The sequence below is a fragment of the Serratia sp. BW106 genome, from assembly GCF_002607755.1.
GTDB lineage: Bacteria > Pseudomonadota > Gammaproteobacteria > Enterobacterales > Enterobacteriaceae > Serratia > Serratia proteamaculans.
In genome coordinates, this window is the sequence record NZ_MCGS01000012.1 from 1 (window position 1) to 26,395 (window position 26,395).

Below are 26,395 nucleotides of genomic sequence, written 5' to 3' on the forward strand. Positions count from 1 at the left end.
GCTTAACCGATCGGTGTTACCGCATTGCGGGGTTAGTTTGATGACAAACACCCGAAAAACGTGGTTTTCGGATGTTTGGGGTAAATCAGAAGACATCATCCTTTGTTTTTATTAGCCCTCAAAACTGGACTTTTAACAGTAAAGAACTTTGTTAGCAGTCTGACCCCGCACTGCGGGTTTTTTTATGCCTGATCGAGAGGGGTATCCTGGGTTTGTTTCCAGTCGGCCAGCGCCTGTTGACGGCGGCGCTTGAGTTCGTCGCGGATCGCCAGCCCTTGCAGGCCGCTGGCTACCACCTCTTTGACCGACACCGCGTTCGCCACCTGAAACGCCTGGCGCAGATAATCGCCCTGCGGATAAGGGTTATTTTCAAAGCCGGTACGCCCGCGGGCGTCAGCTTCGCTGGTGAGGATCATCTGTTCCAGCCGCTGCGGTTTGCGCCAAACATCAACCGCGTCAAACAGCTTCAGCAGGGTCTCCGGGCGCAGCTTGTTTACCGTATGGATCAGGTCGTGATATTCGGCGACCAACTTGGCCAGATCGCGCACCGGGTTGGGTACTCGCAGTCGCTGGCACAGTTCTTCGACCAGCAGCACGCCCGCAGGTCCATGGCCGTGGTGATGTGGCCAAAGCTCTTTTGGCGTCTGTCCCTTGCCGAGGTCATGGCAGAGTGCGGAGAAGCGTACATCCACGTCTGGGCTTAGCTGGGCAGCGATTGCCAGCGTCATCAGGGTATGAACACCGGTATCAATTTCCGGATGCCATTTGGCGGGGGCTGGTACGCCGAACAGGGCGTCGATCTCCGGGAACAGTACGCCCAGTGCCTCGCAGTCACGCAGTACCTGAAAATATACCTGTGGGCTCTGGCTTTGCAGTGCCTTCTCGGTTTCTTTCCATACCCGTTCGGCCGTCAGCGCTGAGAGTTCACCGCTGTGGGCCATCTGACGCATCAACTCGGCGGTCTCCGGGGCAATGCTAAAACCCAGATGGGCGAAGCGGGCAGCAAAACGCGCTACGCGCAGCACGCGCAGCGGGTCTTCACCAAAGGCATCGGACACGTGGCGCAGCAACCGTGCTTGCAGGTCGGCTACGCCGTTGAAAGGGTCGATCAGTTCACCGTCAGCGCTGCGAGCGATGGCATTGATGGTTAAATCGCGGCGCTGCAAATCTTCTTCCAGCGTCACGTCCGGCGCGGCATAGCAGGTAAAACCGGTATATCCCTGGCCGGATTTTCGTTCGGTCCGCGCCAGCGCGTATTCTTCATGAGTCTCTGGGTTAAGAAATACCGGGAAGTCTTTACCGACCTGTTGATACCCCAGCGCTATCAGCTCTGACGGCGCGGCGCCCACCACCACCCAGTCGCGGTCGACCACCGGTATCTCAAGCAAGCTGTCGCGGACGGCACCGCCGACCAGGTAAGTCTTCACTGTTAACTCCTGAATTTATCCAAAGGCTCTGTGGATCAGATTACCTCAATTAGCGATGCGCTGCCGAAACCAATAAAAAGGGCGCCATGCAGGCGCCCGATCTCAAACTGAACGTGACTTAAATCAGTTCATCCAGCGGTTGTTGCTCTTGCGACGCGGGATCAGGTGTGGCAACAGCAGACCCAACAGCAGGCCTACGCCAGCTACGCCGCCGCCGTACATGAACCACTGCAGGATAATGGTGCGCTGTTTGTCGTCGAGCTGCAGGTTAACGGCATTAACCTTTTTCTGCGCCACGACCAGCTGATTTTTCAGATCCTGGTTTTCCTGCTGCAGACCGCTGATGGTGCTGTCGCTACCCGCCACTTTCTGCTGCATTTCTGCGGTACGCTGGTTCCAGCTGTTGTCGATATTGGCCAGCTTGTCGGTCAGGGTTTTGACCTGTTGTTCCAGCGCGGGCACCTGGGTGCGCAGGCTTGGGGTCTGGCTAAGCTGATCGAGCGGGATCCAGGTATTGCGGCCCTTGGCATCGCGGATCTGGCCATAATTGGTGCTGTCATTTACGCTCAACAGGGTCACTTCTTCACCGGCGTTCAAGGTACCGACAATACGGTACTGATTACCCGGGCCGCTGTGGACGTAAGTATTCAATTCATCGGAGATATAGCGCTTATCTTCGGCATGTGCGCCCCAAGTGATGCTGAAGCTCAGCACGGCAAGGCAAATTAGGCGTAATTTCTGCATTAGTTCATCGTTTCTGTGTGAATTTATGGGAACGATAGTAGAGCGTTCAGTCTGACGACGCAACGCAAAAACCGGAATGAGAACTATCTTACTGTGGCAGATTCTGTGAGTTGCGCAGTGTTTTATAACGTAACAGGTTTTTTCTGCAGTTAGCAGGGTTAAGGCGTCGGGAATCGCGGTAAGATAACGGCAACTGTGCGTCACCGGGCAGAACGCGGCAGGCCAGTCCCGCCGCCGTGAAGGCTGACGCGAATGCGTAACTTATTGGTGTAAAAGACTTATGACCGTTGAAATAGAACTGAAATTTATTGCTACCCCGGATGCGGTTGCCGCCTTGCCGCAGCAACTGGCTGCCTGGCCGAATCAGCATTCCGCGCCGCAAAAACTGACCAATATTTATTTCGAAACCGCCGACAATTTCCTGCGTGGTCAGGATATGGGGCTGCGTATTCGTGGGTACGACGACAGTTATGAAATGACCATCAAAACCGCCGGTAAGGTAGTGGCAGGTTTGCATCAGCGTCCTGAATACAATGTAGCGATTGCCACGCCGGAGCTGGCGCTGGATAGGTTGCCGGCGGATATCTGGCCGCAAGACTGCGATGTTCAGGCGCTGGAACAGGCGTTGCAGCCGCTGTTCCGCACTGACTTTGTGCGTGAGAAGTGGGTGGTCACTTACGGTAAGAGCGAGATTGAGGTTGGTCTTGACCAGGGTGAAGTGCGAGCCGGTGATCTGAGTGAAGCACTGTGCGAGATCGAACTGGAACTGAAAGAAGGCAACACCACCGATTTGCTGGCGCTGGCCAACGCACTGGCGGAGCACGGCGGCCTGCGTCAGGGCAACCTGAGCAAGGCGGCGCGGGGCTATCATTTGGCGCAGGGCAACGTCCCGCGTGAGCGTCATCCGCTGGCAGTATTGAAGCCGGCCGCCAAATCCAGCGTTGAGCAGGGGATGATCGCCAGTTTCGAACTGGGTTTGAGCCATTGGCAGTATCACGAAGAGCTGTGGCTGCGCGGCGATACTCAGGCCCGTCGTTCCGTGATGGAGGCGATTGCGCTGATCCGCCAGGCACTGGTGATTTTCGGTGGTCTGGTGCCACGCAAGGCCAGTGCCGATCTGCGCGCTCGTCTGACCGCACTGGAACCGCTGTTGATTGATAAAACCACCCAACCGCAGGTGCTGTGCTACAGCGCGGAATATCTACAATGTAAGTTGGCGCTCACATCGTGGTTGGTGACCGGTGCCTGGAAACCCTTTATCGATGCCAAGGCGCAGGCCAAGCTTGACGGGTCCTTCAAACGTTTCAGTGACATTATGCTGGGGCGCAGCGCCGCGGAATTGAAAGAAGCCTTCACCCGCACGTTGAACGATGATGAATATGAGGAACAACTGCCGCGTCTGACGCGTCAGGTATCGGCATTTATCCTGCTGTCGGGCGCTTACCCTGACGACGAAACCGGTCCGTACATCGACGCTTGGCGCGAGTTGCAACTGGCGGTGGCCGAACGGCGTCAGGGCTGGTACGAAGGCAGCCGCAAGCAGGCCTTATTGCAGGTGCCATTCTGGTTAAACGGCGCCCTCCGCTAATTAAGCTGGCTTGCGAGGCGCAGGCCGCAGAACGGATCATTCACTATGTTGCCACTTTCAGCAGCGTTACAGGCTCAGGCACAGAACATCGTGCAGCGTTTTCAGGAAACTCAGGGCGCGGACTGCGCGCTCAGCGATCAGGAACAGTGGGTTTTGGCGTCGAGCGACTTTGTCTGCGACATGTTGCTCAACCAGCCGGAATGGCTGGCGACGCTGCGCAAGCAACCGCCGGTGGCGGACGAATGGCAACACTATGCAGCCTGGCTGCAGGATGATTTGGAAGAGGTGCGTGACGAAGCGCAACTGATGCGCGTACTGCGCCTGTTCCGCCGCGAGACGCTGGTGAGGATCGCCTGGGCGCAGGCGTTGGGCCAATGCAGCACGCAAGAAACGCTGCTGCAACTGAGTGGGTTGGCAGAAACGCTGATCGTCAGCGCCCGCGACTGGCTATACCAAACCTGCTGCCGTGAGTGGGGCACTCCCTGTAATGCGCAGGGCGTACCGCAACCGTTGCTGATCCTCGGGATGGGCAAATTGGGCGGCGGTGAGCTGAATTTCTCATCCGATATCGATCTGATCTTTGCCTACCCGGAAAATGGCCAGACCCAGGGCGGGCGGCGTGAGCTGGATAACGCCCAGTTCTTCACCCGTCTGGGGCAGCGGTTGATCAAAGCGCTGGATCAGCAAACCATCGACGGCTTCGTCTATCGCGTGGACATGCGCTTACGGCCGTTTGGCGACAGCGGCCCTCTGGTGATGAGTTTCGCCGCGCTGGAAGATTATTACCAGGAACAGGGCCGTGACTGGGAACGTTACGCGATGGTCAAGGCGCGGCTGATGGGCGGTTCAGAAGACGTTTACAGCGAAGAACTGCGCAAAACCCTGCGACCGTTCGTTTTCCGTCGCTATATCGATTTCAGTGTGATCCAGTCGCTGCGCAATATGAAAGGCATGATCGCCCGTGAGGTTCGGCGGCGCGGGCTAAAAGACAATATCAAGCTGGGTGCCGGCGGCATCCGCGAAATTGAATTTATCACCCAGGTGTTCCAACTGATCCGCGGCGGCCGTGAGCCGGCGTTGCAGGGCCGTTCCTTGCTGCCTACGTTACAGGCGGTGGGGGAACTGGGGTTGCTGGAGCCGCAGCAGGTACAGGCGATGAGCGCCAGCTACCTGTTCTTGCGTCGGCTGGAAAACCTGTTGCAGGCGATTGCCGATCAACAAACACAAACGCTGCCGCAGGATGAACTGGATCAGGCGCGCCTGGCCTGGGGCATGGGGTTCGACGACTGGTCGGCACTGCTGGCGGCGCTGGAGATCCATATGCAGGCGGTCAGGGCGGTATTTAACGACCTGATTGGCGACGATAGCCCTGACGTTGGCGAAGATCCGGATTATCAGCACTATCACAGTCTGTGGCAGGACGCGCTGGAAGAGAACGAACTGGCCCCGTTGACGCCACACCTGGACGAAGAGGCGCGCAGGCAGATGCTGCGCACCATTGCCGAGTTTCGTCATGACGTCGACAAACGCACCATCGGCCCACGCGGTCGTGATGTGCTCGATCAACTGATGCCCCGCCTGCTGGCGGAAGTGTGTCCGCGTCAGGATGCACCGACCGCGTTGCTGCGACTGACTCAATTGCTATTGAGCATCGTGACCCGTACGACCTACCTCGAGCTGCTGGTGGAATACCATGCGGCGCTCAGCCATTTGATTCGCCTATGTGCGGCTTCACCGATGGTGGCCAATCAACTGTCGCGTTATCCCTTGCTGCTGGATGAACTGCTGGAGCCGGCGACGCTGTATCAGCCGGTGGCCCCGGATGCCTACCGCAGCGAACTGCGTCAGTACCTGTTGCGGGTGCCGGAAGACGACGAAGAGCAGAGGCTGGAGGCGTTGCGCCAGTTCAAGCAGGCGCAGCAATTGCGTATTGCCGCCGGGGATATCTCTGGTGCGTTGCCGGTGATGAAAGTGAGCGATCACCTCACCTATCTGGCGGAAGCGATTATCGATACTGTGGTGCAGCAGGCGTGGAACGATATGGTCGCACGCTATGGCCAGCCGACCCATTTGCAGGAGCGTGAAGGGCGCGGTTTTGCGGTGATTGGCTACGGCAAGCTGGGCGGTTGGGAACTGGGCTACAGTTCCGATCTTGACCTGGTGTTTATCCTCGACTGTCCGCCGGAGGTGATGACCGACGGCGATCGCAGCATCGACGGCCGTCAGTTTTATCTGCGTCTGGCGCAGCGCGTGATGCACCTGTTCAGCACCCGCACCTCGTCCGGTATTTTGTATGAAGTGGATGCTCGCCTGCGGCCGTCGGGTGCAGCCGGTATGTTGGTCAGTACCGTCGAAGCCTTTGCCGATTATCAGCAGAACGAGGCCTGGACCTGGGAACATCAGGCGCTGGTGCGGGCGCGCGTTGTACATGGCGATCCGTTGCTGCACCAGCAGTTTGACGTTATCCGCCGTGAGATCCTGTGCAAACCGCGTGATCCGGAAACGTTGAAGCGCGAGGTGCGTGAGATGCGCGAGAAAATGCGCAATCACCTTGGCAGCAAGCAGCGCGATCTGTTTGATATCAAAGCCGACGAGGGCGGGATCACCGATATCGAATTTATTGCTCAGTATCTGGTCTTAGGCTATGCGGCGGCCGAACCACGCCTGACGCGCTGGTCTGATAACGTGCGCATTTTCGAGCTGATGGCCAATTACGACATCATGCCGGAAGAAGAAGCGCGCGCGCTGACCCAGGCTTACGTCACCATGCGCGATGAGATCCATCATCTGGCGTTGCAGGAGCATTCCGGCAAGGTCGGCAATGGGCAATTCGTCGCCGAACGTGAACAAGTCCGCGCCAGTTGGGCGAAGTGGCTGGGCTGAGCAGGCCGGTTGCGCAATACGTTTTGCAGCTATTACAGACGTCTGTGGTAATATCTGCGCCACTAAAATTTTGTACTTTTTTGGAGTTATCGGATGAAAGTTACACTGCCTGATTTTCGCCGCGCCGGGGTATTGGTGGTGGGTGACGTCATGTTGGATCGCTATTGGTATGGGCCGACCAGCCGCATTTCACCGGAAGCGCCGGTGCCGGTGGTCAAGGTTGAAACCATTGAAGAGCGTCCTGGCGGTGCGGCTAACGTGGCGATGAACATTGCTTCGCTGGGCGCTAACTCACGCCTGGTGGGCCTGACCGGTATTGATGATGCCGCGCGGGCGCTGAGCGCCAAACTGAACGAAGTGAACGTGCGCTGTGATTTTGTCTCGGTGCCTACGCATCCGACCATCACCAAGCTGCGCGTGCTGTCGCGTAATCAGCAGTTGATCCGTCTCGATTTCGAAGAAGGCTTCTCTAACGTCGATCCACAGCCGTTACTGGAGCGCATTCAACAGGCGCTGCCACAGATTGGCGCACTGGTGCTGTCCGACTACGCCAAAGGCGCGCTGAGCCAGGTACAGAGCATGATCCAACTGGCGCGGGCTGCCAAGGTGCCGGTGCTGATCGATCCTAAAGGATCGGATTTCGAGCGTTATCGCGGCGCAACGCTGCTGACGCCAAACCTGTCCGAATTCGAAGCGGTAGTCGGTCACTGTAAAGACGAAGCCGAACTGGTTGAACGCGGCATGAAGTTGGTCGCGGACTTTGAGCTTTCTGCCCTGTTGGTTACCCGTTCCGAACACGGCATGACGCTGCTGCAGCCGGGCATTGCGCCACTGCATCTGCCAACTCTGGCGCAGGAAGTGTTCGACGTTACCGGTGCCGGCGATACGGTTATCGGCGTGTTGGCCGCAGCACTGGCTGCCGGTAACACGCTGGAAGAGTCCTGTTTCCTGGCCAATGCCGCCGCCGGTGTGGTGGTGGGCAAGCTGGGCACCTCGACCGTTTCACCGATCGAGCTGGAAAACGCGGTACGCGGTCGGGCCGAAACCGGCTTTGGCGTGATGACCGAAGCCCAGTTGAAAACCGCTGTGGCGCAAGCACGTCAGCGCGGTGAAAAAGTGGTGATGACCAACGGTATCTTCGACATTCTGCATGCCGGTCACGTCTCTTATCTGGCCAATGCCCGCAAGCTGGGCGATCGCCTGATTGTGGCGGTGAACAGCGATGCTTCCACTAAGCGCCTGAAAGGCGAAACCCGTCCGGTCAACGCGCTGGAAAACCGCATGATCGTGCTGGGTGCGCTGGAAGCGGTGGACTGGGTAGTGCCGTTTGAAGAAGACACGCCACAGCGACTGATCGCCGACATCCTGCCGGATCTGCTGGTGAAAGGCGGTGACTACAAGCCTGAAGACATCGCCGGCAGCACCGAGGTGTGGGCCAACGGCGGTGACGTCAAAGTGCTGAACTTTGAAGATGGTTTGTCGACCACCAACATCATCAAGGCAATCAAAGACGGGCGTGGTTAACGCTCGCTGAAAACGGCGGTGGGTAGTGAGTGGACTAAAGCAAGAGCTGAGTTTGGCGCAGGGCGTTGGGCTATTGTCCACTTCACTGCTGGGCACCGGGGTGTTTGCCGTTCCGGCCCTGGCAGCACAGGTGGCGCAGGGCGATAGCCTGTGGGCCTGGCCGGTGCTGATTATCCTGGTCTTCCCTATCGCCATCGCCTTTGCCGCTTTAGGCCGTCACTTCCCCAGCGCCGCTGGCGCAGCACACTTTGTCGGGCTGGCCTTTGGCCCGCGCATGGCGAAAGTGACCGGCTGGCTGTTTTTGTCGGTGATCCCGGTTGGGCTACCCGCTGCGTTGCAGATTGCCGCCGGTTTTTGGCAGGCCACTTTCGGCTGGAGCGCCAATGGCCTGCTGTTGGTGCAGATCGCCACGCTGGTGGTGATTTGGTTTTTAGGCACGCGCAGCGCAGGTTCCAGCGCCAATATTCAAACGCTAATCGCTATTCTGGTGGTGGCGCTGGTGGCCGCTATCTGGTGGCGAGGCGACATCTCACTGACTCAAATTCCCTGGCCGGCCATCGACGAAATCTCCCCGCCCAATCTGTTCCACGCATTGGCAGTGATGTTCTGGTGCTTTGTGGGGTTGGAGGCGTTTGCCCATCTGGCGACCGAGTTCCGTAACCCTGAACGCGATTTCCCGCGTGCGCTGTTGTTTGGCATGTTGGTCGCCGGGGCAGTGTACTGGGGCTGTACCGTAGCGGTGCTGCATTTCCATGCCTACGGTGAGCATCAGGCGGCGGCAGCTTCGTTGCCGGGTATCGTGGTGCAGCTGTTTGGTCAGCATGCGCTGTGGGTAGCCTGCATTATTGGCTATCTGGCCTGCTTCGCCAGCGTGAATATCTATACCCAAAGCTTCGCCCGGCTGGTGTGGTCGCAGGCGCAGGATCGTCCGTCCAGCGCGCTGGCCAAGCTGTCTGCCGGACAGGCCCCGGTCAATGCATTAAGCGCGGTGGTGGGGAGTTGCTTGCTGTTCACTTTGCTGATTTATACGCTGAAACTACCGCTGGATACGCTGCTGGTGTATGCCAATGGCATCTTCGTGTTGATCTACCTGCTGTGCATGCTGGCGGGTTGCCGAATTTTGCACGGACGTTCGCGGTTAATGGCGGCGACAGGACTGGTGCTGTGTGTGTTGCTGATGGTAATTATTGGCTGGAAAAGTCTGTATGCGCTGGCAATGTTCGCGCTGATTTGGCTGGTGTTGCGGCTTAAGCCGCAGGCGGCGTTCAAACCGCAATAAGGGCGCGGTGCCGCGCCCTTAACGGTAACTTATTCGGCGTCTGGCTGTTGCGCAGCAGGCGTGGCGTTCAGCTTGCTTTCCAGCTCACTCATACGCTGTTCCAGCAATGCCAGTTTTTCGCGGGTGCGCAGCAGCACCTGGGTCTGCACGTCGAACTCTTCGCGGTTGACCAAATCCAGGCGGGTGAGCTGTGACTGCAACACCTGACGGATTTTCTTCTCAACGTCTTCCCCGAATTCACGCACACCTTTAGGCATGGACTCATGCACCTGACGTGCGATCTGTTCAATTTTTTTCGGGTCAATCATGGCGTTTCCCTTTCAGAGTTTATTAGCTGTCGCCTAGTGTAATGCGAGTTGCTCGCCGGATAAACTATTAACCGCATTCCATGGCACTGGCCGAATTGTGCTTTTGCCAATTGCCCTGATTAATCATTAGCGTTATAGTCGAGAAGCTTATTCTCAGGGCGGGGTGCAAGTCCCCACCGGCGGTAAATCACCTTTTACGGTGAAAGCCCGCGAGCGCTCAGCCAGTTTCTTGCAGTTTGGTTAGAGGTCAGCAGATCCGGTGTAATTCCGGGGCCGACGGTTATAGTCCGGATGGGAGAGAGTAACGGTATCTGCCGGGCTTGCGCCCGCTTGCGTTATTTTTTTAGCTATTGCTAGCTACTCCTCAAGATCGCCCTGGTTCTGGTAATCCATAATTTTCTAATGAGGTTTTTTACCATGAATCAGACCCTACTTTCAGATTTCGGCACGCCAGTAGAACGCGTAGAACGCGCTCTTGAAGCATTGCGCAGTGGGCGCGGTGTGATGGTGCTCGATGATGAAAATCGTGAAAACGAAGGTGATATGATCTTCGCCGCAGAAACCATGACCGTTGAGCAGATGGCGCTGACCATTCGCCACGGTAGCGGTATTGTGTGCCTGTGTCTCACCGAAGAACGCCGTCAGCAGCTTGAGCTGCCGATGATGGTGACTCACAACTCCAGCCAGTTCCAGACCGCCTTCACCGTGACTATCGAAGCGGCGCAGGGGGTGACGACCGGTGTTTCCGCATCCGATCGTCTGACCACCATTCGTGCGGCAATTGCCGATAACGCCAAGCCGAGCGATTTGAACCGCCCTGGCCACGTGTTCCCACTGCGTGCGCAGCCGGGTGGCGTGCTGAGCCGTCGTGGCCATACCGAAGCGACGATCGATCTGGTATCAATGGCCGGTTTCAAACCTGCCGGCGTGCTGTGTGAACTGACCAACGATGACGGCAGCATGGCGCATGCGCCAGAAGTGATCCTGTTCGCCAAACAGCATGACATGCACGTGCTGACCATCGAAGATCTGGTGGCTTACCGTCAGGCGCAGGAGCAGAAAGCCAGCTGATATCAGACTGATTTTCTGAACATGAAAAAAGCCGCATACGCGGCTTTTTTTGTCGCTGAAAAACGGTTAACCGATGCCGCCACTTTGTAACAGCGTCAGGCTGAATCCCATCACCGCCATTCCGCACAATACCCCGTAGCTCGGGTTATTATTCGGATCAATTTCTTTCGCCAACGGCATCAGTTCATCGACCGATAGCGCCACCATAATGCCGGCGACTGCCGCCATAATCGACGCCATCACCACCGGTGATATCATCGGGCCGAGCAGCAGAAATGCCAGCACGCCGCCGAGGATTTCCGCCATACCGGAAATTCCCGACCACAGCAGTGCCTTGGTCTTTGAGCCGGTCGCCGCATATACCGGCCCGGCAACCGCCAGACCTTCAGGGATATTGTGGATGGCGACGGCCAGCGCAATGCCCATCCCCAGTTCCAGATCGGCACTGGCAGTGACATAGGTAGCGATGCCCTCCGGGAAGTTGTGCAGGCTGATGCCCAGCGTCAACAGCACGGCGGTACGTTTCAGGTTGTGCGGCTGGAGCGGCTTCTGTAGTAAATCTTGTGGATGCTGGTGTGGCAGCATCCGATCCAGCGCAAAATAACCCAGCAGGCCGAGCATGAACATGCCGTAGCCCAACATGGGTGACATGCCCTGGGTGTGCAGCGCCGCTGGCAGCATTTCCATTAATGATATCAACAGCATAATCCCGGCGGCAAAGCCGAGAGAAAATGCCAGCATTCGATTGGAGGGCTTCTGGCCAATAATGCCGAATAGGGCACCGACAAAGGTGGCGCCGCCGGCCAGCAGGGTCAGGAGCAGTGGTACGGACATAACTCTCTCCTATATGCTGAAATTATTGTTTATTTTCTGATACTAACAGAGTAAAGGCATAAATCGAGTGGATTTGGCTGATTGCTTCCATTGTTTTAACCATTCAAATTTATTGAAGATCATCATCATGGTTATCCGGCTGTTTTAGCGCGGTAAACGGCGTAATCTGGTTCACATAATGTATTGCGACCAACCAAGGATCCTGTATGAACACCTCTCGTATGCCAGCACTTTTTCTCGGCCACGGTAGCCCGATGAACGCGCTGGAAGAAAACCGCTACACCCAGGCATGGCGTACGTTGGGTGAAACCTTGCCACGTCCGAAGGCTATCGTTGCCGTTTCTGCTCACTGGTATACCCGTGGCACTGCGGTTACCGCGATGGAAAAACCGAAAACCATCCATGACTTTGGAGGGTTCCCACAGGCGCTGTTTGATACCCAGTATCCGGCACCCGGTTCACCTGAACTGGCAGCGCAGATCCAGCAGGTGCTGGCGCCGATCAACGTCAAGGCTGACGTCAGTGAGTGGGGGCTGGATCACGGCACCTGGGGCGTATTGATCAAAATGTATCCCGAGGCGGACATTCCGGTCGTACAGCTCAGTATCGACGGTACCCAACCGGCGGAATATCACTATGACCTGGGCCGTAAACTGGCGGAGCTGCGCGATCAGGGGATCATGATCGTTGCCAGCGGTAACGTGGTGCATAACCTGCGGATGGTGAAATGGCAGGGTGACGCCACCCCTTATCCATGGGCAACGTCGTTTGATAAGTTCGTGCGGGATAACCTGAATTATCAGGGGAATAACCACCCGCTGGTGAACTTTATGCAGCATGAAGGCGCTGCGCTGTCGAACCCGACGCCGGAGCACTATCTGCCGTTGCTGTACGTGCTCGGTGGTTGGGACGGTGAGGAGCCGATAACCGTGCCGGTGGACGGCATTGAGATGAGCTCATTGAGCATGCTGTCAGTACAGATCGGCTAGAACGTTCACGCCAGCTCAGGCTGGCGTGGATTTATCTGCAAAACCGCAGGACTCGCGGATCACCAGAGAAGGCGGCAGGATGATACGTTTTGGCGGCTCATCATTGCCCTGAATACGGCTATACAACAGTTCCCCGGCTTTACGGCCAATCTCGCGCGAGGCCACCGACACGGTGGTCAAACCCGGCTGTACCAGCGAGGCTTCGGTAATATCATCAAAACCAATTAACGCAAAATCTCTGCCAATCTGACGGTCGAGTTTGCGCAATGTCTGCATTACCCCCAACGCGACGATGTCCTGATAGCACAGGGCAGCAGTGATTTCCGGGTGGGCCATCAGCAGCCGTTCTGCTGCCTTGGCACCGGAGCTCTGGCTGGCCTCGCTGTCCACAATCCATTCCCCTTTAACCATAATCCCGTGTTCCAGCAGCTTGCTGGTGTAGCCTCCCAGCCGCTGTGCGCGCGTGGTTGAGCTGATGGAGCCGCCGATAAAGGCGATATGGCGATGGCCAAGATCCAGCAGATGCTGAGTCGCCAATTGGGTGCCCAGGAAGTTGTCGGTGCCGACGAAGTCAAAATGCGCATCGGCCACCGGCCGAACCACCATAATGGCCGGTATCTTGCGGCGCTTCAGCGTTTCAAAAAACAGAGTGGGAGTTTGCCGGGCGGCGCACAGCACCATGCCGCTGGTATTGTTCTGTAGCAGGGAGTCGACAAATTTTTGCTGCCTGTCGGCAGACTCTTCGCTGTTGGCCAGAAACAGCATCAACTGGTGACGCTCCATTTCCTGGCTCAGCCCGGCGGTCATCTCCGCATAAAACGGATTGGTGATGTCGTGCAGTAACAGGCCGACCTGGTTGCTGCTGCGATTGCGCAGGTTAGCGGCGGTCTGGTTGTAGACATAGCCCAGTTCATCAATGGCACTCAGTACCCGCTTACGGGTGGCGTCCGATATGCGGCCACGGTTGCGCAATACCATCGATACCGTGGCGGTGGAGACTTTTGCGTGTGCGGCGACGTCCGCCAAAGTTATCGTGCTCATTTTATCTCCTGTCGATGCCGACGGTCATAGCAAGGTATAACGATTAATCTTATTTCGTAAAATTCCGTCAATAAATCGTGATTCATGTCACGAAAGCTCGGTTTTTTATGGGGTTATTATCGATTTTAAGAGGTTAATCCCGTTAACCAGCCTGTTTGTCAGAAGGTTAATCGATTAATCTTTTTCTATGTATCCAGTTCATAGGCAGAAGAATATGACAGAGCAACAGCATAAATCAACCAGCTATGACAAGTATCCGGAAGTGGCGGTGCAGGGGTTTGATAATGCCGCCTGGCAAGGCTGGCAGGCAGTGACCGAGGCCGTCAGCCACAAAATTGCCGCCCTCGGGTTGCGTAAAACCCTGTTGGTAGTGGATTGCTACCATGGGGTGAGTCTGGCAGAGCTAATCGAGAATCTTATTAAGCCTCTGCAGCCGGCCAGTAGCATCAATGCTGAATCGGCCAAATACGATGAACCGCACATCCACGCGATGATTGAGCGCAATTTAACCGATGACCGTGTTTTTGGCGTGTTGTCGTGCCATGAAATGCCCGAGTTTTTTGATGCTGAGCGCGTCCAGCAGTTGCGCGATCAAATTGCGCGCGTCGACAGTGGGCTGGTGGTGGTTTATGGACCGGGCGCGGCGCTGATCGCCGAAGCCGATGTATTGGTGTATGCCGATATGGCCCGCTGGGAAATCCAGCAGCGTTTTCGCCGCGGCGAACTGGGCAACTGGGGCGCGGCCAATGTGGACGAGGATGTGCTGCGCCGCTACAAGCGTGCATTCTTCGTGGAATGGCGAGTCTTCGATCGTCATAAAACCCCACTGCTACAGCGTGCAGATTTTGTGTTGGACACCAACCAGGCCGGCCAACCGAAGCTGGTGACCGGTACGGCTTTCCATGCCGGATTGCAGCAGGCAACCCAACGCCCATTCCGCGTGGTGCCGTTTTTTGACCCCGGCGTTTGGGGTGGCCAGTGGATGAAACAACAGTTCGATCTCGACCCGACGGCAGCCAACTATGCATGGTGTTTTGACTGCGTGCCCGAGGAAAACAGCCTGCTAATGCGTTTTGGTGACGTCCGGGTCGAGATCCCCTCACAGGATTTGGTGCTGTTATATCCCCACCCCTTACTGGGTGAGCGGGTGCATGCCCGCTTCGGCGCCGAATTCCCGATCCGTTTTGATCTGCTGGATACCGTCGGCGGGCAAAATCTCAGCTTCCAGGTGCACCCGCTGACGGAATATATCCAACAGCATTTCGGTATGCATTACACCCAGGACGAAAGCTATTACATCCTGGCGGCAGAGCCGGGTTCCGAAGTGTACCTGGGGGTGAAAAACGGCACCGAACCGCAGGCGATGATGGCCGATCTGGCCGCCGCGCAAAGAGGTGAAAAAGCCTTCGATGATCAACGTTTCGTGAATCGTTTCCCGGCGCGTAAACACGACCATTTTCTGATCCCGGCGGGGACGGTGCATTGTTCCGGCTCGGGCGCCATGGTGCTGGAGATCAGCGCTACGCCGTACATTTTCACCTTCAAGCTGTGGGACTGGGGTCGTCTGGGATTAGATGGACAACCGCGCCCGGTGCATCTGCAGCATGGTGAGCAGGTGATCAACTGGCAGTGCGACACCACCTGGGCAACGGAGCATTTGGTGAACCGCATTGAGCAAGTTGCCGAAGGTGCTGGCTGGCAGGAGGAGCGAACCGGTTTGCACGAGCGGGAATTTATCGAAACTCGGCGTCACTGGTTTAGTGAACCGGTGCTGCACCATACCGAAGGCCGGGTGAACGTGCTGAATCTGGTCGAAGGGGAAGAGGCGGTAGTTGAAAGCCCTGAAGGCCATTTCGCGCCCTTCGTGGTGCATTACGCCGAAACCTTTATCGTACCGGCCGCCGTGGGGCCGTACCGTATCAGCCCCCATGGTCGCAGCCTGGGCAAAACTCTGGGCACCATTAAAGCCTGGGTAAGGGGATAAGCATTATGTTGAAAGTGATAGTGACCTCCCATGGCCCGTTGGCCGAGGCGCTGATGAGCAGCGCAGGTATGGTTTACGGTGAACTGCCAGGAACCAGCCATGTGGCCCTGAGCGAAGGGGCGGGTATTGAAGCCTTTAAACAGGATTTTGCCGATGAATTGCAGCGGGTAAGCGCAGGGGCCGACGGTGTGCTGGTGCTGTGCGACATGCTGTGTGGCACGCCCTATAACGTGGCCTGCCGCCACGCATTTGATCCCCAAAGCCCGGTGCCGATGGCCGTGGTGACCGGCGTGAATTTTCCGATGTTGTTAATGAGTGCCGAATTACTGGAGGGAAAGGATGTTCAACAGGCGGCACAGGAGCTGGTAGCGCTGGGGGCTGAGGCGATTTCCCTTGCTCGTCCAGCGGTAACGGCACAACCAGACGATTTCTGAGGAGAGAATATGGCCATTTCATTTGTTCGTATCGACGACCGGGTTATTCACGGTCAACTGGTGACCCGTTGGGCGAAGGAATTGCCCTGCGACGGCATTGTGGCGATCGATGATGAGGTAGCGGCGGATCCACTGCTGTCATCGGTGATGAAGGGGGCGGTGCAAGACACCAGGGTATGGTTGTTTACCGTGCAGCAGGCGATAGAAAAGCTGCCGAAGGTGATCGCCAGCGACAAGCAGTACTTTGTGATTGGCAAATCACCGGTCACGCTGCGCAGGTTGATAGAGGCAGGGATCGATCTCGGTAATCGTAACAAGAAAATCAACGTTGGGCCGATGTCTGCCCGCAAGGACACGGTGACCATTGGCCCGAATCAATCAGTGAGCGCGGTAGAGGCAGAGGCCTTCGATTTTCTTACTGAACACGGACATGCCATCGAATTTCGTTTAGTCCCTGATGCCAGCCATTTCAGTTGGCTGGACGCAAAAAAGAAACTCAAATAAGCCTGAACGGCAGGAGTTAACTATGTGGTTTGAAGCGACGCTTATCGGGATACTTTGCTATCTCGGCGCGCTGAGCAGTCCCTGGCTGCTGGGACTGACCGGAGGCTGGTATATTCTCAGCCGTCCGTTGGTCTCCGGCATGCTGGTGGGGGCTATTCTCGGCGATGTACAGACCGGTATCATCATCGGTGTTGCGGTCCAGGCGGTGTATATCGCCATGGTCACACCGGGCGGATCGATGCCGGCCGATCTCAACTTTGTAGCGTTCCCGGCGATTGCGCTGGGTATTCTCTCCGGGAAAGGAACCGAGGTGGCGGTCGCACTGGCGGCGACTATCGGCATCATGGGGACCGTGCTGTTCAACGCCATGATGGTGCTCAATTCTTACTGGAATCACCGTGCGGATCTGGCGGTGGAGCGCGGTGATGAACGGGGAATTTACCTCAATAGCGCCATCTGGCCGCAGGTCACCAACTTCCTGCTGCGTTTTATTCCGACGTTTATCGCGGTGTTTTTCGGGGCGCGCTACATCAACGCCTTTATGGACAGCCTGCCGGCGCTGGTGTTGACCACCATGAACGTGGTGGGCGGTATTCTGCCCGCGGTCGGTATCGCCATCCTTCTTAAACAGATTATTAAAAGCTACAGCATGCTGATTTACTTCCTGGTGGGGTTTATCTGCATTGTTTTCCTCAAGCTGAATATGGTGGCGCTGGTGATTGTCGGCGCGCTGCTGGCACTGATTCACTACAACTATAAGCCAGAGCCGCAGGTGGCCGCCGCACAGGCCGCGCCTCAGGCTGATGATGAGGATGAATTCTGATGGATACGCCAACACCAAAATTGACTAAGCAGGATCTGCGTCGTTGCTGGCGCAGTTGGATGATGTACAACCTGTCATCGATGAGCTTTGAACGCCTGGAGTCTTACGGTTTCTGCCTGAGTATGATGCCGGCATTGAAAAAGCTGTATCAGGACAAGCAGCAGCGTATTGAGGCCATTCGCCGCCATACCTCGTTTTACAATACCGAGCCGCAGCTGGGCGCGATTGTGAACGGCATGGTGATAGGGCTGGAAGAAAAACGCGCCAATGGCGAGCCGATCGACGGGGAAACCATCAACACGCTCAAGGTGGGGCTGATGGGGCCGGTGGCCGGTATTGGCGACTCGATGGTTCCGGGCATGCTGATCCCGATTTTGCTGAGTATCGGCATGGCGCTGGCGGCCGGTGGCAGTGTGATTGGCCCGCTGTTTTACATCATCGCCTTCAGCCTGATCGTCATTCCGGGGTCTTACTGGCTGTTTATGAAAGGCTACAACATGGGCTCCGGCTCGGTGGAGATGCTGGTCAGCAGCAAATCCTCACGCCTGCGGGAAGCACTTTCCCTGCTGGGGGTATTCGTCATGGGCGGCGTCGCGGCGAGCTACGTCAAACTGGGGACAGGTCTGGAGTTTGTCACCAAAGACGGGGTAAATATTCACCTGCAGCAAATGCTGGACGGCATTTTCCCTAACCTGATGCCGTTGATCGTGGTGCTGGCGACCTGGTACCTGATGGCCAAGCGCGGGCTTTCACCGGTGAAAGCGATGCTCGGGCTGCTGGTATTGGCGGCGGCAGGGGTAGCCTGCGGTTTATTCTCTTAAGCTATCCTGAGTTACACGTAGGGGCGAATATATTCGCCCCGTTCTCTTTCACGGCTCAAATCGTTGCCATTTTTCCGCTACGCTGCCCGGTTTGGAAATGAACTGAAAGCGTGCCGGATCGGCCTCAAACTGTGAGTATAAGGGGGCATCGCTCAGGCCGAACTCGTGGTATTGGCGTGGTCCGATGGCGTGCAGCCTGCCGGATTGATATCGTGGATTCTGTTGCCAAATAATATGGTTGCCCTGCAATAACGGGTACCAGGCCAGCCCTTTGTATTCACGTACTGCATCGTATTCAAAGCCATATTCACGATCGCACCAGGCGGCGAAGGTCAGCGGCTGGTTGGGATCGGCGGAAATGGTGGCGTGAGCCCATCCTGGCGGTACCAATACCTTTTCACCGGGGCCGGCATGGACGGCAAAGCAACGTCCCGGCTCACGCTCAACCCGTTCTTGCATGTAAATAATGGCCTTACCTCGCCAGATCTCGTACAGCTCCGGCGGTGACCAGCCGCTGTGTACGCTGATGCAGTGCACATGGCCCTGGCTGCGTACCGGCTCCTGACCTAACTGGCCCTTGGCATAGGTGACAATACCGAACAGCAACATGCGCTTCTTCAATTCCGCCAAATGCTGTTGTTTGGCGACGTCCATAGCGATGGCATAAACCTGTTCCGGCCCATGGCAGTCAGGGTCGCGTAAGGAGCGGCGGATTTGTTCCAGCGTTCTTATTTCCGGCAATGGCCCAATCACCTCATCGCCATAGCCGAATCCCATCGGGTTGTCGCTAATGCGCACATCAAGGCCAAATTGCAGCATCGAGTCACTCATATTGCGCCTCCGCTTTCCAACCGTTGCCATCGGCAAAGACCCGCAGTTTGAATCCCTGTGGTTGCAGTGCGTCGTAGTTGTGCCCTGCCACCGTTGGCCAGACCGCCAGGGCGGACAGCACCTCAGTACCGGTGTTAATCAGGCGGTGAGCGGTAAACGAAGGGATATGGTGAACGCTGCCGGGGGCAACCTGTTCCAACGTACAAGCCCCGTCCCGGTGTTGCAGTAGCAGCAAACCCTGGCCACGCAGGCCAAAATAGAACTCAGCCTGTTCGGGGCGCTGATGAAAATGCCCACGGGTCATAAAGAATTCGTTACCCACCCGGCCAGGCTGCAGGTGAGTGGTGCCCACAAACAGCTCACCTTCCTGTAGCTCGGAAGGCAGCATTTCGACCTGATAGACGGCAAGTTCTGCCGGCATCGCTCGCCATGCTGCAGGATCGGCAAAGATCCCCGCCAGACTGCCCAGGGTCGTAGATTTGCGTTGAATATCAGGTGCGGTAAAGCATCCGTCGGCCAGGTTGACCTGCGGTGGAATAAGGGACGTCAGTTTCATATCTGGTTGCTCCGCCCGAGGAGAACAGACGCTTCGAGTATAAAAGGTTAATCGATTAATCACCAGACGAAAAGCATAAAAAAAGCGCGATATTATCGCGCTGAGTTTTATGAAAAGTTGTTTTTTAACCCGAGATACCCGGGCCTAGCGCACCGAGGGGCACTCCGGCGGGCAAGCCGCTACGACCCCTTCGGCACGCTCTCCCTAATAACGGGCTTCGTCAGTAGTCTGAGCGTGATATCAACCAATCTGTGTTAACCGAGGATGATGTGCGGGTAGAAACGCGACAGATCCTGGGTGATCAGTTCGCGATCTTCACGCAGACCGATGCCGCAAGGTTGATCGTCGACCAGCCAACTGCCGATCAGCGTATAGCTGCCTTCGAACTGTGGCAGTGGGTGGAACTGCTGTACGATCATGCCTTCTTCGCCGTAAGGGCCATCAACGCGCGCGACTTCCTGACCGTTCTGCACGATCTGGATATTGGCGCCTTCGCGTGAGAACAGCGGCTTGGTGACGTAGTGATCGAGCTGCGGATGATCGTCTTCTGCAAAGTAAGAGGCCAGCAGATTCGGGTGATCCGGGAACATTTCCCACAGCATCGGCAGCAGGGCCTTGTTGGAGATAATGCTTTTCCACGCCGGCTCCAGCCAGCGCACGCCGGCATCTTCCAGCTTGGTGGAAAACATCTCGCGCAGCATGAATTCCCACGGGTATAGCTTGAACAGATTACCGATAACCTGATTTTGCAGGTCGGTAAACTGGCCCTTTTCGCCCAGACCAATCTCTTCCATAAACAGGAATTCTGTTGGGACTCCGGCTTCCAGCGCGCAGTCCTGCAGGTATTGCACGGTACCGCGGTCTTCCTCACTGTCCTGGCAACAGGCCAGGTGCAGCAGGCCGAAACCGTGTTGTGCTTTCAGCTCGGCGAAACGCTCGATCAGTTTTTCCTGCAGGCTGTTGTACTGATCGGACTCCGGGCTGAGATTGCCGGCGTTGATCTGGTCTTCCAGCCACAGCCATTGGAAAAAGGCCGCTTCGTACAGCGAGGTCGGGGTATCGGCGTTATTCTCCAGCAGCTTGGGAGGATTGATACCGTCGTAGGCCAGATCAAGACGTGAATACAGTGACGGCTGGCTGGTGCGCCATGAGCTGCGCACGAACTCCCAGGTGTGTTTCGGGATGCGGAACTTGGTCATCAGCGCATCGCTGCTGACCACTTTCTCTACCACCTGCAGGCACATCTGGTGCAATTCGGCGGTGGCGTTTTCAATTTCTTCAATCTGCGCCAGCGTGAATTGGTAATAGGCATCCTCACACCAGTACGGCTCGCCATACATGGTGTGGAAGCGGAAGCCGAATTCGGTGGCTTTTTCGCGCCAGTCCGGGCGCTCGGTAATCGCAACGCGTTTCATGCATTAACCGCCCATGCTGCGTGAGCTGGAGGTTGCGCTGCTGCGCTGCATGCTGGTCTGCTTGGCAACGGATTCGCCAAAGCCGCCGCGGGTGACGGTATTGGTGACGGCCGGTTTAGGTGCCATCGCGGTTTTCGGCACCGTCATGGTGCGGCCACCGGCGGTCGCCGGGCCGTAGCTCTTGCCGGAAGCGTCAACGAACTTGCCGTTGGCCGGGCTGGCAGCGTTTTTAGAGGTGAACAGCGGCTGCTGAGCAAAGCCGGAGCCGCCCATCATGCGGCCCATCATGTAACCTGCCATCAGCGGCATCCACATGCTGCCACTGCTCTGTGACTCAGCGGCCATGCCGGCCTGGGCCGGAGCTGATGCCTGTGTACATTGCGCTTCACCGAACTCGGCGACACAGTCTTCACGGGTGGCATATTTTGGCGCGGTTTTTTCGGCTTCTTTCAGGGCGTTGTTATAGGCGGTGGTGCACTGCTCGCTCATCGAAGGATTGGTGCGCGAACAGTCGTCGGCATTCTGATACATAGAGACCGTTTCATCGCTCTTCTCGCAGCCGGCCAGCATAAAGACTGCGCTGATCGCCAAAGCTACGGGCGCAACGCGGTAGTCGCGCCAGGATTTGCGGAACGTCTCTCGGTTGATGTTTTTTGTCCGTTTCATCGTTATTCATCCCATCAGTCGGGCTGTATTCGCCCATTCCCAGTAATGGCGGTAAGGATAGGGGAAAGATGGTCAAAATTAAAGCTGAAATGCCCACAGAATCCACTCTTTACGCAGCTATACGTTAGGTTGTGCGCCAGTTCGCTTTACCGGCTAAAAAAGCCGCGTCATAGTTTCATTTTGGAACATCGAGACGAAAGTAACGTTCCATAATGAAACAAAAAAGTCGAAGAACCTAAAGCGTCTGGCAAGCCCTATAGTCAGTTCATAACAACGCGACGGCACAAGACCGACGCATCTATCACCTGATATCTGAACGTTACCATCGCCAATTTCCCTACAAGGATCCGGTTATGTTGAGAATCATCCAGTCTCCAGGCAAGTACATCCAGGGCGCCAACGCATTGGCCGCCGTGGGCGAATACGCTAAAGCCCTTGCCGACCATTATTTTGTGATTGCCGACGACTTCGTGATGAAGCTGACGGGCGATACCCTGATGGGCAGCCTGCATCAGCACGGGGTGAAGCATCACGCCTGTGTGTTCAACGGCGAATGCTGCCATAAAGAAATCGACCGGCTGGGCCTGGAGCTGAAGGCTCATGGTTGCCGCGGTGTGATTGGTGTCGGCGGCGGTAAAACGCTGGACACCGCCAAGGCCATCGCGCATTACCAGCATCTGCCAGTGGTACTGATCCCGACCATTGCGTCTACCGATGCTCCCACCAGTGCGCTGTCGGTGATTTACACCGAACAGGGCGAATTTGCCGAATACCTTATCTACCCGCGCAACCCGGACATGGTGGTGATGGACAGCGCGATTATCGCCAAGGCACCGGTGCGACTGCTGGTGGCGGGGATGGGCGATGCGCTTTCGACCTATTTTGAAGCACAGGCCTGTTTCGATGCTCAGGCGACCAGCATGGCGGGCGGCAAATCGACGCTGGCGGCGCTGAGTCTGGCGCGGTTGTGTTATGAAACGCTGCTGGCGGAGGGCGTGAAGGCCAAGCTGGCGGTTGAGGCCGGGGTGGTGACGGAGGCGGTCGAGCGCATTATCGAGGCCAATACTTATCTGAGCGGCATCGGTTTTGAAAGCAGTGGCCTGGCGGGCGCGCACGCTATCCACAATGGTTTCACCGTACTGGAAGAGTGCCATCACCTGTACCACGGCGAGAAAGTGGCGTTTGGCACGCTGTCACAGCTGGTGCTGCAAAACAGCAGCATGGAACAGATCGAAACGGTGCTGGATTTCTGCCAGCGTCTCGGCTTGCCAATCACGCTGGCGCAAATGGGTGTGAGCGGCGATCCGGCAGCGAAAATCATGGCGGTGGCCGAAGCCAGCTGCGCGGCCGGTGAAACCATCCACAACATGCCGTTCGAGGTCACGCCTGCCAGCGTACAGGCGGCCATTTTGACGGCAGATCGGCTGGGCAGTGCCTGGCTGCAACAACACTCAAGCTGATACCGCAGGGGCGCAGCAGGCTGCGTCCCATCGGCCAAACGAGGAAATAACCGTGAAAAAACTGATCAATAAAGTTGAGTCGGTACTGGAAGAGCAACTGCTGGGGTTGGCAGAGGCTCACCCAGAGTTGTTGGTGCATCAGGAGCCGGTATTTGTCACCCGCGCCGATGCGCCGGTCGCGGGCAAGGTAGCGATCCTGTCCGGTGGCGGCAGCGGCCACGAGCCGATGCACTGCGGTTTTGTCGGCGAAGGCATGCTGGATGGTGCCTGCCCGGGGGAAATTTTCACCTCGCCCACGCCGGATAAAATGTACGAGTGCGGCCAGGCGATCGACGGCGGTGCCGGGGTGCTGTTGATCATTAAAAACTACACCGGCGACATCTTGAACTTTGAAACCGCGACCGAACTGCTGCACGACAGCGGTACCCAGGTGGCGACGGTGCTGGTGGACGATGATGTGGCGGTGAAAGACAGCCTGTTCACCGCCGGGCGACGCGGGGTGGCCAATACCGTGCTGATGGAGAAACTGCTCGGTGCGGCAACGGCGCGCGGCGACGACCTGGATAGCATTGTGACGCTGGGGCACAGTATCAATAATCACGGGCATTCGATCGGTATTGCACTGGGTGCCTGTACCGTGCCGGCGGCCGGTAAACCTTCGTTCGTGCTGGCGGAAAACGAGATGGAATTCGGCGTCGGCATTCACGGCGAGCCAGGCATTGCGCGACGCCCGTTCACCACCCTTAATGCGGCGGTGGACGACATGTTCCATACCCTGATCGACCATGGTCACTACCAGCGCACTGTCCGCGTCTGGGATCGTCAGCAGGGCGAATGGCGCGATGAAGTACAGACCAAACAGCCGCTGACGCGTGGCGACCGGGTGATCGCACTGGTGAACAACCTGGGGGCGACGCCGCTGTCCGAGCTGTATGGCGTTTACCACCGGCTGGCGGAGCGTTGTGCCGAGGCGGGAATGATCGTTGAGCGTAGCCTGGTGGGCTCTTACTGCACGTCACTGGACATGCAAGGGGTCTCGATCACGCTGCTGAAAGTGGACGACGAACTGTTGTCCTTGTGGGATGCGCCGGTGAAAACACCTGCGCTGCGTTGGGGCTGCTGAGGAGGAATCATGGCGTTAACCAAACAACAAGTGGTCGACTGGCTGATGCGCTGTGGTGAGGTGTTTACCCAGCAGCGTGATTTTCTAACCCGGCTGGATACCGAGATCGGCGATTCCGACCACGGGCTGAACATGAACCGCGGCTTCAACAAGGTGGTAGAAAAGCTGCCTTCGGTGGCGGACAAAGACATCGGTTTTATTCTGAAGAACACCGGCATGACGCTGCTGTCCAGCGTGGGGGGAGCCAGTGGTCCGCTGTTCGGCACCTTCTTTATCCGTGCCGCACAGTCGGCCAACGCCAAACAGAGCCTGGATCTGGCGGAGCTGCACCAAATGATGCAGGAGGGTGTCGAAGGCGTGGTGATGCGCGGTAAGGCGGAGCCGGGTGATAAAACCATGTGCGATGCCTGGTGGGCGGTGGTGGAAAGCCTCGGCCAGTCGGCTCAGCAGCAGTTAAGCGTGGCAGAGGCCTTGCAGCGCGCCAGTGAACGGGCGGAGCAGGCGGTTGAAAGCACCATCACCATGCAGGCACGCAAAGGGCGGGCCAGTTACCTGGGTGAACGCAGCATCGGTCATCAGGATCCGGGTGCCACCTCGGTGATGTTGATGATGAAAACGCTGGCAGCGGTCGCCGGCCAATAGCAGGAGGCGAGATGATCAATATCGTTGTAGTTTCACACAGTGCGCTATTGGCGCGCGGGGTTGAAGAGCTGGCGTTGCAGATGATGCGCGGCGACGACTGTAAACTGGTGCTGGCGGCGGGTGTCGATGATGCGGATCATCCGATAGGCACCGATGCAATCAAAGTGATGGAAGCCATTGAGTCGGTGGCTGACGGTGTGGGCATTGTGGTGTTGATGGATTTGGGCAGTGCGCTGCTGAGTGCCGAAACCGCGATCGATCTGCTGGATCCGTCGTTGGCCGCCAAGGTGAAGCTATGCTCGGCACCACTGGTCGAGGGGACGCTGGCCGCGGTGGTGGCCGCCAATGCCGGAGCGGGGTTGGAACAGGTGCTGGCAGAAGCACAGGGTGCGCTGCAGGCCAAACAGGCGCAGTTGGGCGAAGCTGCCACGCCGGTGGCCAACAGCGTTGAGTTGCCGCTGACACAGGGGAAAAGCGTCAGTTGGACGGTGCAGAACCCGCATGGCCTGCATGCTCGTCCGGCCGCCCGACTGGCAGAAACGCTGGCCCCGTTCGATGCCGAACTGGTGTTGGAAAAGCAGGGCCAGTGCGCCAATCCGCGTAGCCTTAACCAGCTGGCGCTTTTGCTGGTGCGCCACGGCGACACCATCCGGCTGATTGCCGACGGGCCGCAGGCCGATCAGGCGCTGGCGGCGTTTAGCGCGCTGGCAGAGCAGCACTTTGGTGAAACGGTTTCCGAGCAGAGTCTGCCTTCATTACACGGGATTCCGGTGGCTGAAAGCGTGACCAGTGGCCCGGTGTGGCAGGCGATCAGCTTCTGGCCGACGGTGGTCGAGCGTACTATTGGCGCAGACGACGTACTGAACGAACAACAGCGGCTACGCCAGGCATTGCAGCACACGCTGAGTGATTTGAATCGGTTGGCGGAGCGCACCGGCTCGTTGATTGGCAAACCGCAGGCGGCAATCTTCGGTGCTCACAGTATGCTGCTTGACGACCCGGATCTGCAGCAGGCGGCCTATACCCGCATCGCCCGGCAGCAATGCAGTGCCGAGCAGGCCTGGTGGCAGGAGATGGAAGCCATTGCCGGGGAGTATCGCGAACTGGATGATGAATATATGCGGGCGCGTGAGTTGGACGTGCGCGATATGCTGCGCCGCACCCTGAGTCATCTGCAACAGCAGCCGTTGCCGGTGATTACGCTGACCGCGCCGTCCATTCTGGTGATGGACGAACTGATGCCGTCAGACGTGGTGATGCTCGACCGTCGTCTGGTGCTCGGCATCTGCCTGAGCGGTGGCAATGCGCTGTCGCACAGTGCGATCCTGGCGAAAGCGATGGGGATGCCGATGGTGGTCGGCATGAACGACTGTATGAGCAAAACCCGCAACGGCCAGAAAGCGATGCTGGACGCGGCGCGTGGTGTGCTGCAACTCAGCCACTGATTG

Annotated in this window: 24 protein-coding genes and 1 riboswitch; of the genes, 15 read left to right on the forward strand and 9 right to left on the reverse strand. The window is 57.3% G+C overall.

Features of this window, described 5'->3' with window-relative positions:
• Positions 1 to 182 precede the first annotated feature (182 nt).
• Together BEI65_RS10375 and BEI65_RS10380 are read right to left on the reverse strand one after the other, a co-directional pair.
• Positions 183 to 1,427 (reverse strand): multifunctional CCA addition/repair protein, encoded by a 1,245-nt coding sequence (locus tag BEI65_RS10375; RefSeq protein ID WP_099063252.1) that lies wholly within the window; start codon positions 1,425 to 1,427, stop codon positions 183 to 185.
• A 123-nt stretch (positions 1,428 to 1,550) separates the two neighbouring features.
• Entirely contained in the window at positions 1,551 to 2,171 is a 621-nt protein-coding gene (locus BEI65_RS10380; protein WP_012146991.1) for a TIGR04211 family SH3 domain-containing protein, read from the reverse strand.
• A 280-nt stretch (positions 2,172 to 2,451) separates the two neighbouring features.
• On the opposite strand from BEI65_RS10380, the gene BEI65_RS10385 reads away from it, so the two are divergent.
• From BEI65_RS10385 to yjeH, 4 genes are all read left to right on the forward strand, one after another.
• On the forward strand, positions 2,452 to 3,759 hold the full coding sequence (locus BEI65_RS10385; RefSeq protein ID WP_099063253.1) for an inorganic triphosphatase: 1,308 nt from the start codon (positions 2,452 to 2,454) through the stop codon (positions 3,757 to 3,759).
• A gap of 45 nt (positions 3,760 to 3,804) precedes the next feature.
• The gene (gene glnE, locus BEI65_RS10390) at positions 3,805 to 6,642 is read left to right on the forward strand and encodes a bifunctional [glutamate--ammonia ligase]-adenylyl-L-tyrosine phosphorylase/[glutamate--ammonia-ligase] adenylyltransferase (protein WP_099063254.1); all 2,838 of its coding nucleotides are present in this window, start codon (positions 3,805 to 3,807) and stop codon (positions 6,640 to 6,642) included.
• 93 nt (positions 6,643 to 6,735) lie between these two features.
• Positions 6,736 to 8,166 carry a bifunctional D-glycero-beta-D-manno-heptose-7-phosphate kinase/D-glycero-beta-D-manno-heptose 1-phosphate adenylyltransferase HldE gene (gene hldE, locus BEI65_RS10395; protein WP_012146988.1) on the forward strand — a complete coding sequence of 477 codons (1,431 nt, stop codon included), beginning with the start codon at positions 6,736 to 6,738 and terminating at the stop codon, positions 8,164 to 8,166.
• Positions 8,167 to 8,191: 25 nt separating this feature from the next.
• Positions 8,192 to 9,445: an L-methionine/branched-chain amino acid transporter gene (gene yjeH, locus BEI65_RS10400; protein WP_099063255.1), complete on the forward strand. Its 1,254-nt coding sequence runs from the start codon at positions 8,192 to 8,194 to the stop codon at positions 9,443 to 9,445.
• 29 nt (positions 9,446 to 9,474) lie between these two features.
• On the opposite strand, the gene ubiK is transcribed toward yjeH, so the two are convergent.
• The gene (ubiK, locus tag BEI65_RS10405; protein ID WP_012146986.1) at positions 9,475 to 9,753 is read right to left on the reverse strand and encodes a ubiquinone biosynthesis accessory factor UbiK; all 279 of its coding nucleotides are present in this window, start codon (positions 9,751 to 9,753) and stop codon (positions 9,475 to 9,477) included.
• A gap of 145 nt (positions 9,754 to 9,898) precedes the next feature.
• A riboswitch (FMN riboswitch) is annotated at positions 9,899 to 10,060 on the forward strand.
• A gap of 110 nt (positions 10,061 to 10,170) precedes the next feature.
• Between ubiK and ribB the strand changes: the two genes are divergently transcribed.
• Positions 10,171 to 10,824, forward strand: coding sequence for a 3,4-dihydroxy-2-butanone-4-phosphate synthase (gene ribB, locus BEI65_RS10410; protein ID WP_099063256.1), 654 nt, complete (start codon positions 10,171 to 10,173; stop codon positions 10,822 to 10,824).
• A 66-nt stretch (positions 10,825 to 10,890) separates the two neighbouring features.
• Here the strand turns inward: ribB and zupT are convergent, their stop codons facing one another.
• Positions 10,891 to 11,658, reverse strand: a complete 768-nt coding sequence (gene zupT / locus BEI65_RS10415; RefSeq protein WP_099063257.1) for a zinc transporter ZupT — start codon at positions 11,656 to 11,658, stop codon at positions 10,891 to 10,893.
• A gap of 206 nt (positions 11,659 to 11,864) precedes the next feature.
• Between zupT and ygiD the strand changes: the two genes are divergently transcribed.
• Entirely contained in the window at positions 11,865 to 12,647 is a 783-nt protein-coding gene (gene ygiD / locus BEI65_RS10420) for a 4,5-DOPA dioxygenase extradiol (protein ID WP_099063258.1), read from the forward strand.
• A gap of 15 nt (positions 12,648 to 12,662) precedes the next feature.
• Here ygiD and BEI65_RS10425 read toward each other — a convergent pair whose 3' ends face one another.
• Positions 12,663 to 13,688 carry a LacI family DNA-binding transcriptional regulator gene (locus tag BEI65_RS10425; protein ID WP_099063259.1) on the reverse strand — a complete coding sequence of 342 codons (1,026 nt, stop codon included), beginning with the start codon at positions 13,686 to 13,688 and terminating at the stop codon, positions 12,663 to 12,665.
• A gap of 214 nt (positions 13,689 to 13,902) precedes the next feature.
• Between BEI65_RS10425 and BEI65_RS10430 the strand changes: the two genes are divergently transcribed.
• Genes BEI65_RS10430 through BEI65_RS10450 form a run of 5 tightly spaced genes read left to right on the forward strand, consistent with a single transcriptional unit; the run spans position 13,903 to position 18,254 of the window.
• The gene (locus BEI65_RS10430; RefSeq protein WP_099063260.1) at positions 13,903 to 15,672 is read left to right on the forward strand and encodes a class I mannose-6-phosphate isomerase; all 1,770 of its coding nucleotides are present in this window, start codon (positions 13,903 to 13,905) and stop codon (positions 15,670 to 15,672) included.
• A 5-nt stretch (positions 15,673 to 15,677) separates the two neighbouring features.
• The gene (locus BEI65_RS10435) at positions 15,678 to 16,106 is read left to right on the forward strand and encodes a PTS sugar transporter subunit IIA (RefSeq protein WP_099063261.1); all 429 of its coding nucleotides are present in this window, start codon (positions 15,678 to 15,680) and stop codon (positions 16,104 to 16,106) included.
• Between the two features lie 9 nt (positions 16,107 to 16,115).
• Positions 16,116 to 16,610 carry a PTS sugar transporter subunit IIB gene (locus BEI65_RS10440; protein ID WP_099063262.1) on the forward strand — a complete coding sequence of 165 codons (495 nt, stop codon included), beginning with the start codon at positions 16,116 to 16,118 and terminating at the stop codon, positions 16,608 to 16,610.
• A 22-nt stretch (positions 16,611 to 16,632) separates the two neighbouring features.
• Positions 16,633 to 17,433 carry a PTS sugar transporter subunit IIC gene (locus BEI65_RS10445; RefSeq protein WP_085119282.1) on the forward strand — a complete coding sequence of 267 codons (801 nt, stop codon included), beginning with the start codon at positions 16,633 to 16,635 and terminating at the stop codon, positions 17,431 to 17,433.
• Positions 17,433 to 18,254 carry a PTS system mannose/fructose/sorbose family transporter subunit IID gene (locus BEI65_RS10450; RefSeq protein ID WP_099063263.1) on the forward strand — a complete coding sequence of 274 codons (822 nt, stop codon included), beginning with the start codon at positions 17,433 to 17,435 and terminating at the stop codon, positions 18,252 to 18,254. The genes BEI65_RS10445 and BEI65_RS10450 overlap by 1 nt, the downstream gene beginning before the upstream one ends.
• A 48-nt stretch (positions 18,255 to 18,302) precedes the next feature.
• Here BEI65_RS10450 and BEI65_RS10455 read toward each other — a convergent pair whose 3' ends face one another.
• The 4 genes from BEI65_RS10455 to BEI65_RS10475 form a co-directional block, all read right to left on the reverse strand.
• Entirely contained in the window at positions 18,303 to 19,085 is a 783-nt protein-coding gene (locus BEI65_RS10455; protein WP_099063264.1) for a glucose-6-phosphate isomerase family protein, read from the reverse strand.
• Complete coding sequence (locus tag BEI65_RS10460; protein WP_099063265.1) at positions 19,078 to 19,641, reverse strand: glucose-6-phosphate isomerase family protein; 564 nt, start codon at positions 19,639 to 19,641, stop codon at positions 19,078 to 19,080. The genes BEI65_RS10455 and BEI65_RS10460 overlap by 8 nt, the downstream gene beginning before the upstream one ends.
• Positions 19,642 to 19,895: 254 nt before the next feature.
• Positions 19,896 to 21,056 carry a glutathionylspermidine synthase family protein gene (locus BEI65_RS10470; protein WP_099063267.1) on the reverse strand — a complete coding sequence of 387 codons (1,161 nt, stop codon included), beginning with the start codon at positions 21,054 to 21,056 and terminating at the stop codon, positions 19,896 to 19,898.
• Positions 21,057 to 21,059: 3 nt separating this feature from the next.
• Positions 21,060 to 21,722: a DUF1190 family protein gene (locus tag BEI65_RS10475; RefSeq protein ID WP_099063268.1), complete on the reverse strand. Its 663-nt coding sequence runs from the start codon at positions 21,720 to 21,722 to the stop codon at positions 21,060 to 21,062.
• 353 nt (positions 21,723 to 22,075) lie between these two features.
• Here BEI65_RS10475 and BEI65_RS10480 point away from each other — a divergent pair, with 353 nt between their 5' ends.
• Genes BEI65_RS10480 through dhaM form a run of 4 tightly spaced genes read left to right on the forward strand, consistent with a single transcriptional unit; the run spans position 22,076 to position 26,392 of the window.
• Positions 22,076 to 23,182 (forward strand): glycerol dehydrogenase, encoded by a 1,107-nt coding sequence (locus BEI65_RS10480; protein WP_099063269.1) that lies wholly within the window; start codon positions 22,076 to 22,078, stop codon positions 23,180 to 23,182.
• Positions 23,183 to 23,234: 52 nt separating this feature from the next.
• The gene (dhaK, locus tag BEI65_RS10485) at positions 23,235 to 24,305 is read left to right on the forward strand and encodes a dihydroxyacetone kinase subunit DhaK (protein WP_099063270.1); all 1,071 of its coding nucleotides are present in this window, start codon (positions 23,235 to 23,237) and stop codon (positions 24,303 to 24,305) included.
• A gap of 9 nt (positions 24,306 to 24,314) precedes the next feature.
• Complete coding sequence (dhaL, locus tag BEI65_RS10490; RefSeq protein WP_085119270.1) at positions 24,315 to 24,947, forward strand: dihydroxyacetone kinase subunit DhaL; 633 nt, start codon at positions 24,315 to 24,317, stop codon at positions 24,945 to 24,947.
• Between the two features lie 11 nt (positions 24,948 to 24,958).
• On the forward strand, positions 24,959 to 26,392 hold the full coding sequence (gene dhaM, locus BEI65_RS10495; RefSeq protein WP_099063271.1) for a dihydroxyacetone kinase phosphoryl donor subunit DhaM: 1,434 nt from the start codon (positions 24,959 to 24,961) through the stop codon (positions 26,390 to 26,392).
• Positions 26,393 to 26,395 lie beyond the last annotated feature (3 nt).

Bases quoted from the DNA above. Each gene is read 5' to 3' on its own strand.
- BEI65_RS10380 (WP_012146991.1), bottom strand. From the start codon at position 2,171: ATGCAGAAATTACGCCTAATTTGCCTTGCCGTGCTGAGCTTCAGCATC.
- BEI65_RS10385 (WP_099063253.1), top strand. From the start codon at position 2,452: ATGACCGTTGAAATAGAACTGAAATTTATTGCTACCCCGGATGCGGTT.
- glnE (WP_099063254.1), top strand. From the start codon at position 3,805: ATGTTGCCACTTTCAGCAGCGTTACAGGCTCAGGCACAGAACATCGTG.
- hldE (WP_012146988.1), top strand. From the start codon at position 6,736: ATGAAAGTTACACTGCCTGATTTTCGCCGCGCCGGGGTATTGGTGGTG.
- ubiK (WP_012146986.1), bottom strand. From the start codon at position 9,753: ATGATTGACCCGAAAAAAATTGAACAGATCGCACGTCAGGTGCATGAG.
- ribB (WP_099063256.1), top strand. From the start codon at position 10,171: ATGAATCAGACCCTACTTTCAGATTTCGGCACGCCAGTAGAACGCGTA.
- zupT (WP_099063257.1), bottom strand. From the start codon at position 11,658: ATGTCCGTACCACTGCTCCTGACCCTGCTGGCCGGCGGCGCCACCTTT.
- ygiD (WP_099063258.1), top strand. From the start codon at position 11,865: ATGAACACCTCTCGTATGCCAGCACTTTTTCTCGGCCACGGTAGCCCG.
- BEI65_RS10425 (WP_099063259.1), bottom strand. From the start codon at position 13,688: ATGAGCACGATAACTTTGGCGGACGTCGCCGCACACGCAAAAGTCTCC.
- BEI65_RS10430 (WP_099063260.1), top strand. From the start codon at position 13,903: ATGACAGAGCAACAGCATAAATCAACCAGCTATGACAAGTATCCGGAA.
- BEI65_RS10435 (WP_099063261.1), top strand. From the start codon at position 15,678: ATGTTGAAAGTGATAGTGACCTCCCATGGCCCGTTGGCCGAGGCGCTG.
- BEI65_RS10440 (WP_099063262.1), top strand. From the start codon at position 16,116: ATGGCCATTTCATTTGTTCGTATCGACGACCGGGTTATTCACGGTCAA.
- BEI65_RS10445 (WP_085119282.1), top strand. From the start codon at position 16,633: ATGTGGTTTGAAGCGACGCTTATCGGGATACTTTGCTATCTCGGCGCG.
- BEI65_RS10450 (WP_099063263.1), top strand. From the start codon at position 17,433: ATGGATACGCCAACACCAAAATTGACTAAGCAGGATCTGCGTCGTTGC.
- BEI65_RS10455 (WP_099063264.1), bottom strand. From the start codon at position 19,085: ATGAGTGACTCGATGCTGCAATTTGGCCTTGATGTGCGCATTAGCGAC.
- BEI65_RS10460 (WP_099063265.1), bottom strand. From the start codon at position 19,641: ATGAAACTGACGTCCCTTATTCCACCGCAGGTCAACCTGGCCGACGGA.
- BEI65_RS10470 (WP_099063267.1), bottom strand. From the start codon at position 21,056: ATGAAACGCGTTGCGATTACCGAGCGCCCGGACTGGCGCGAAAAAGCC.
- BEI65_RS10475 (WP_099063268.1), bottom strand. From the start codon at position 21,722: ATGAAACGGACAAAAAACATCAACCGAGAGACGTTCCGCAAATCCTGG.
- BEI65_RS10480 (WP_099063269.1), top strand. From the start codon at position 22,076: ATGTTGAGAATCATCCAGTCTCCAGGCAAGTACATCCAGGGCGCCAAC.
- dhaL (WP_085119270.1), top strand. From the start codon at position 24,315: ATGGCGTTAACCAAACAACAAGTGGTCGACTGGCTGATGCGCTGTGGT.
- dhaM (WP_099063271.1), top strand. From the start codon at position 24,959: ATGATCAATATCGTTGTAGTTTCACACAGTGCGCTATTGGCGCGCGGG.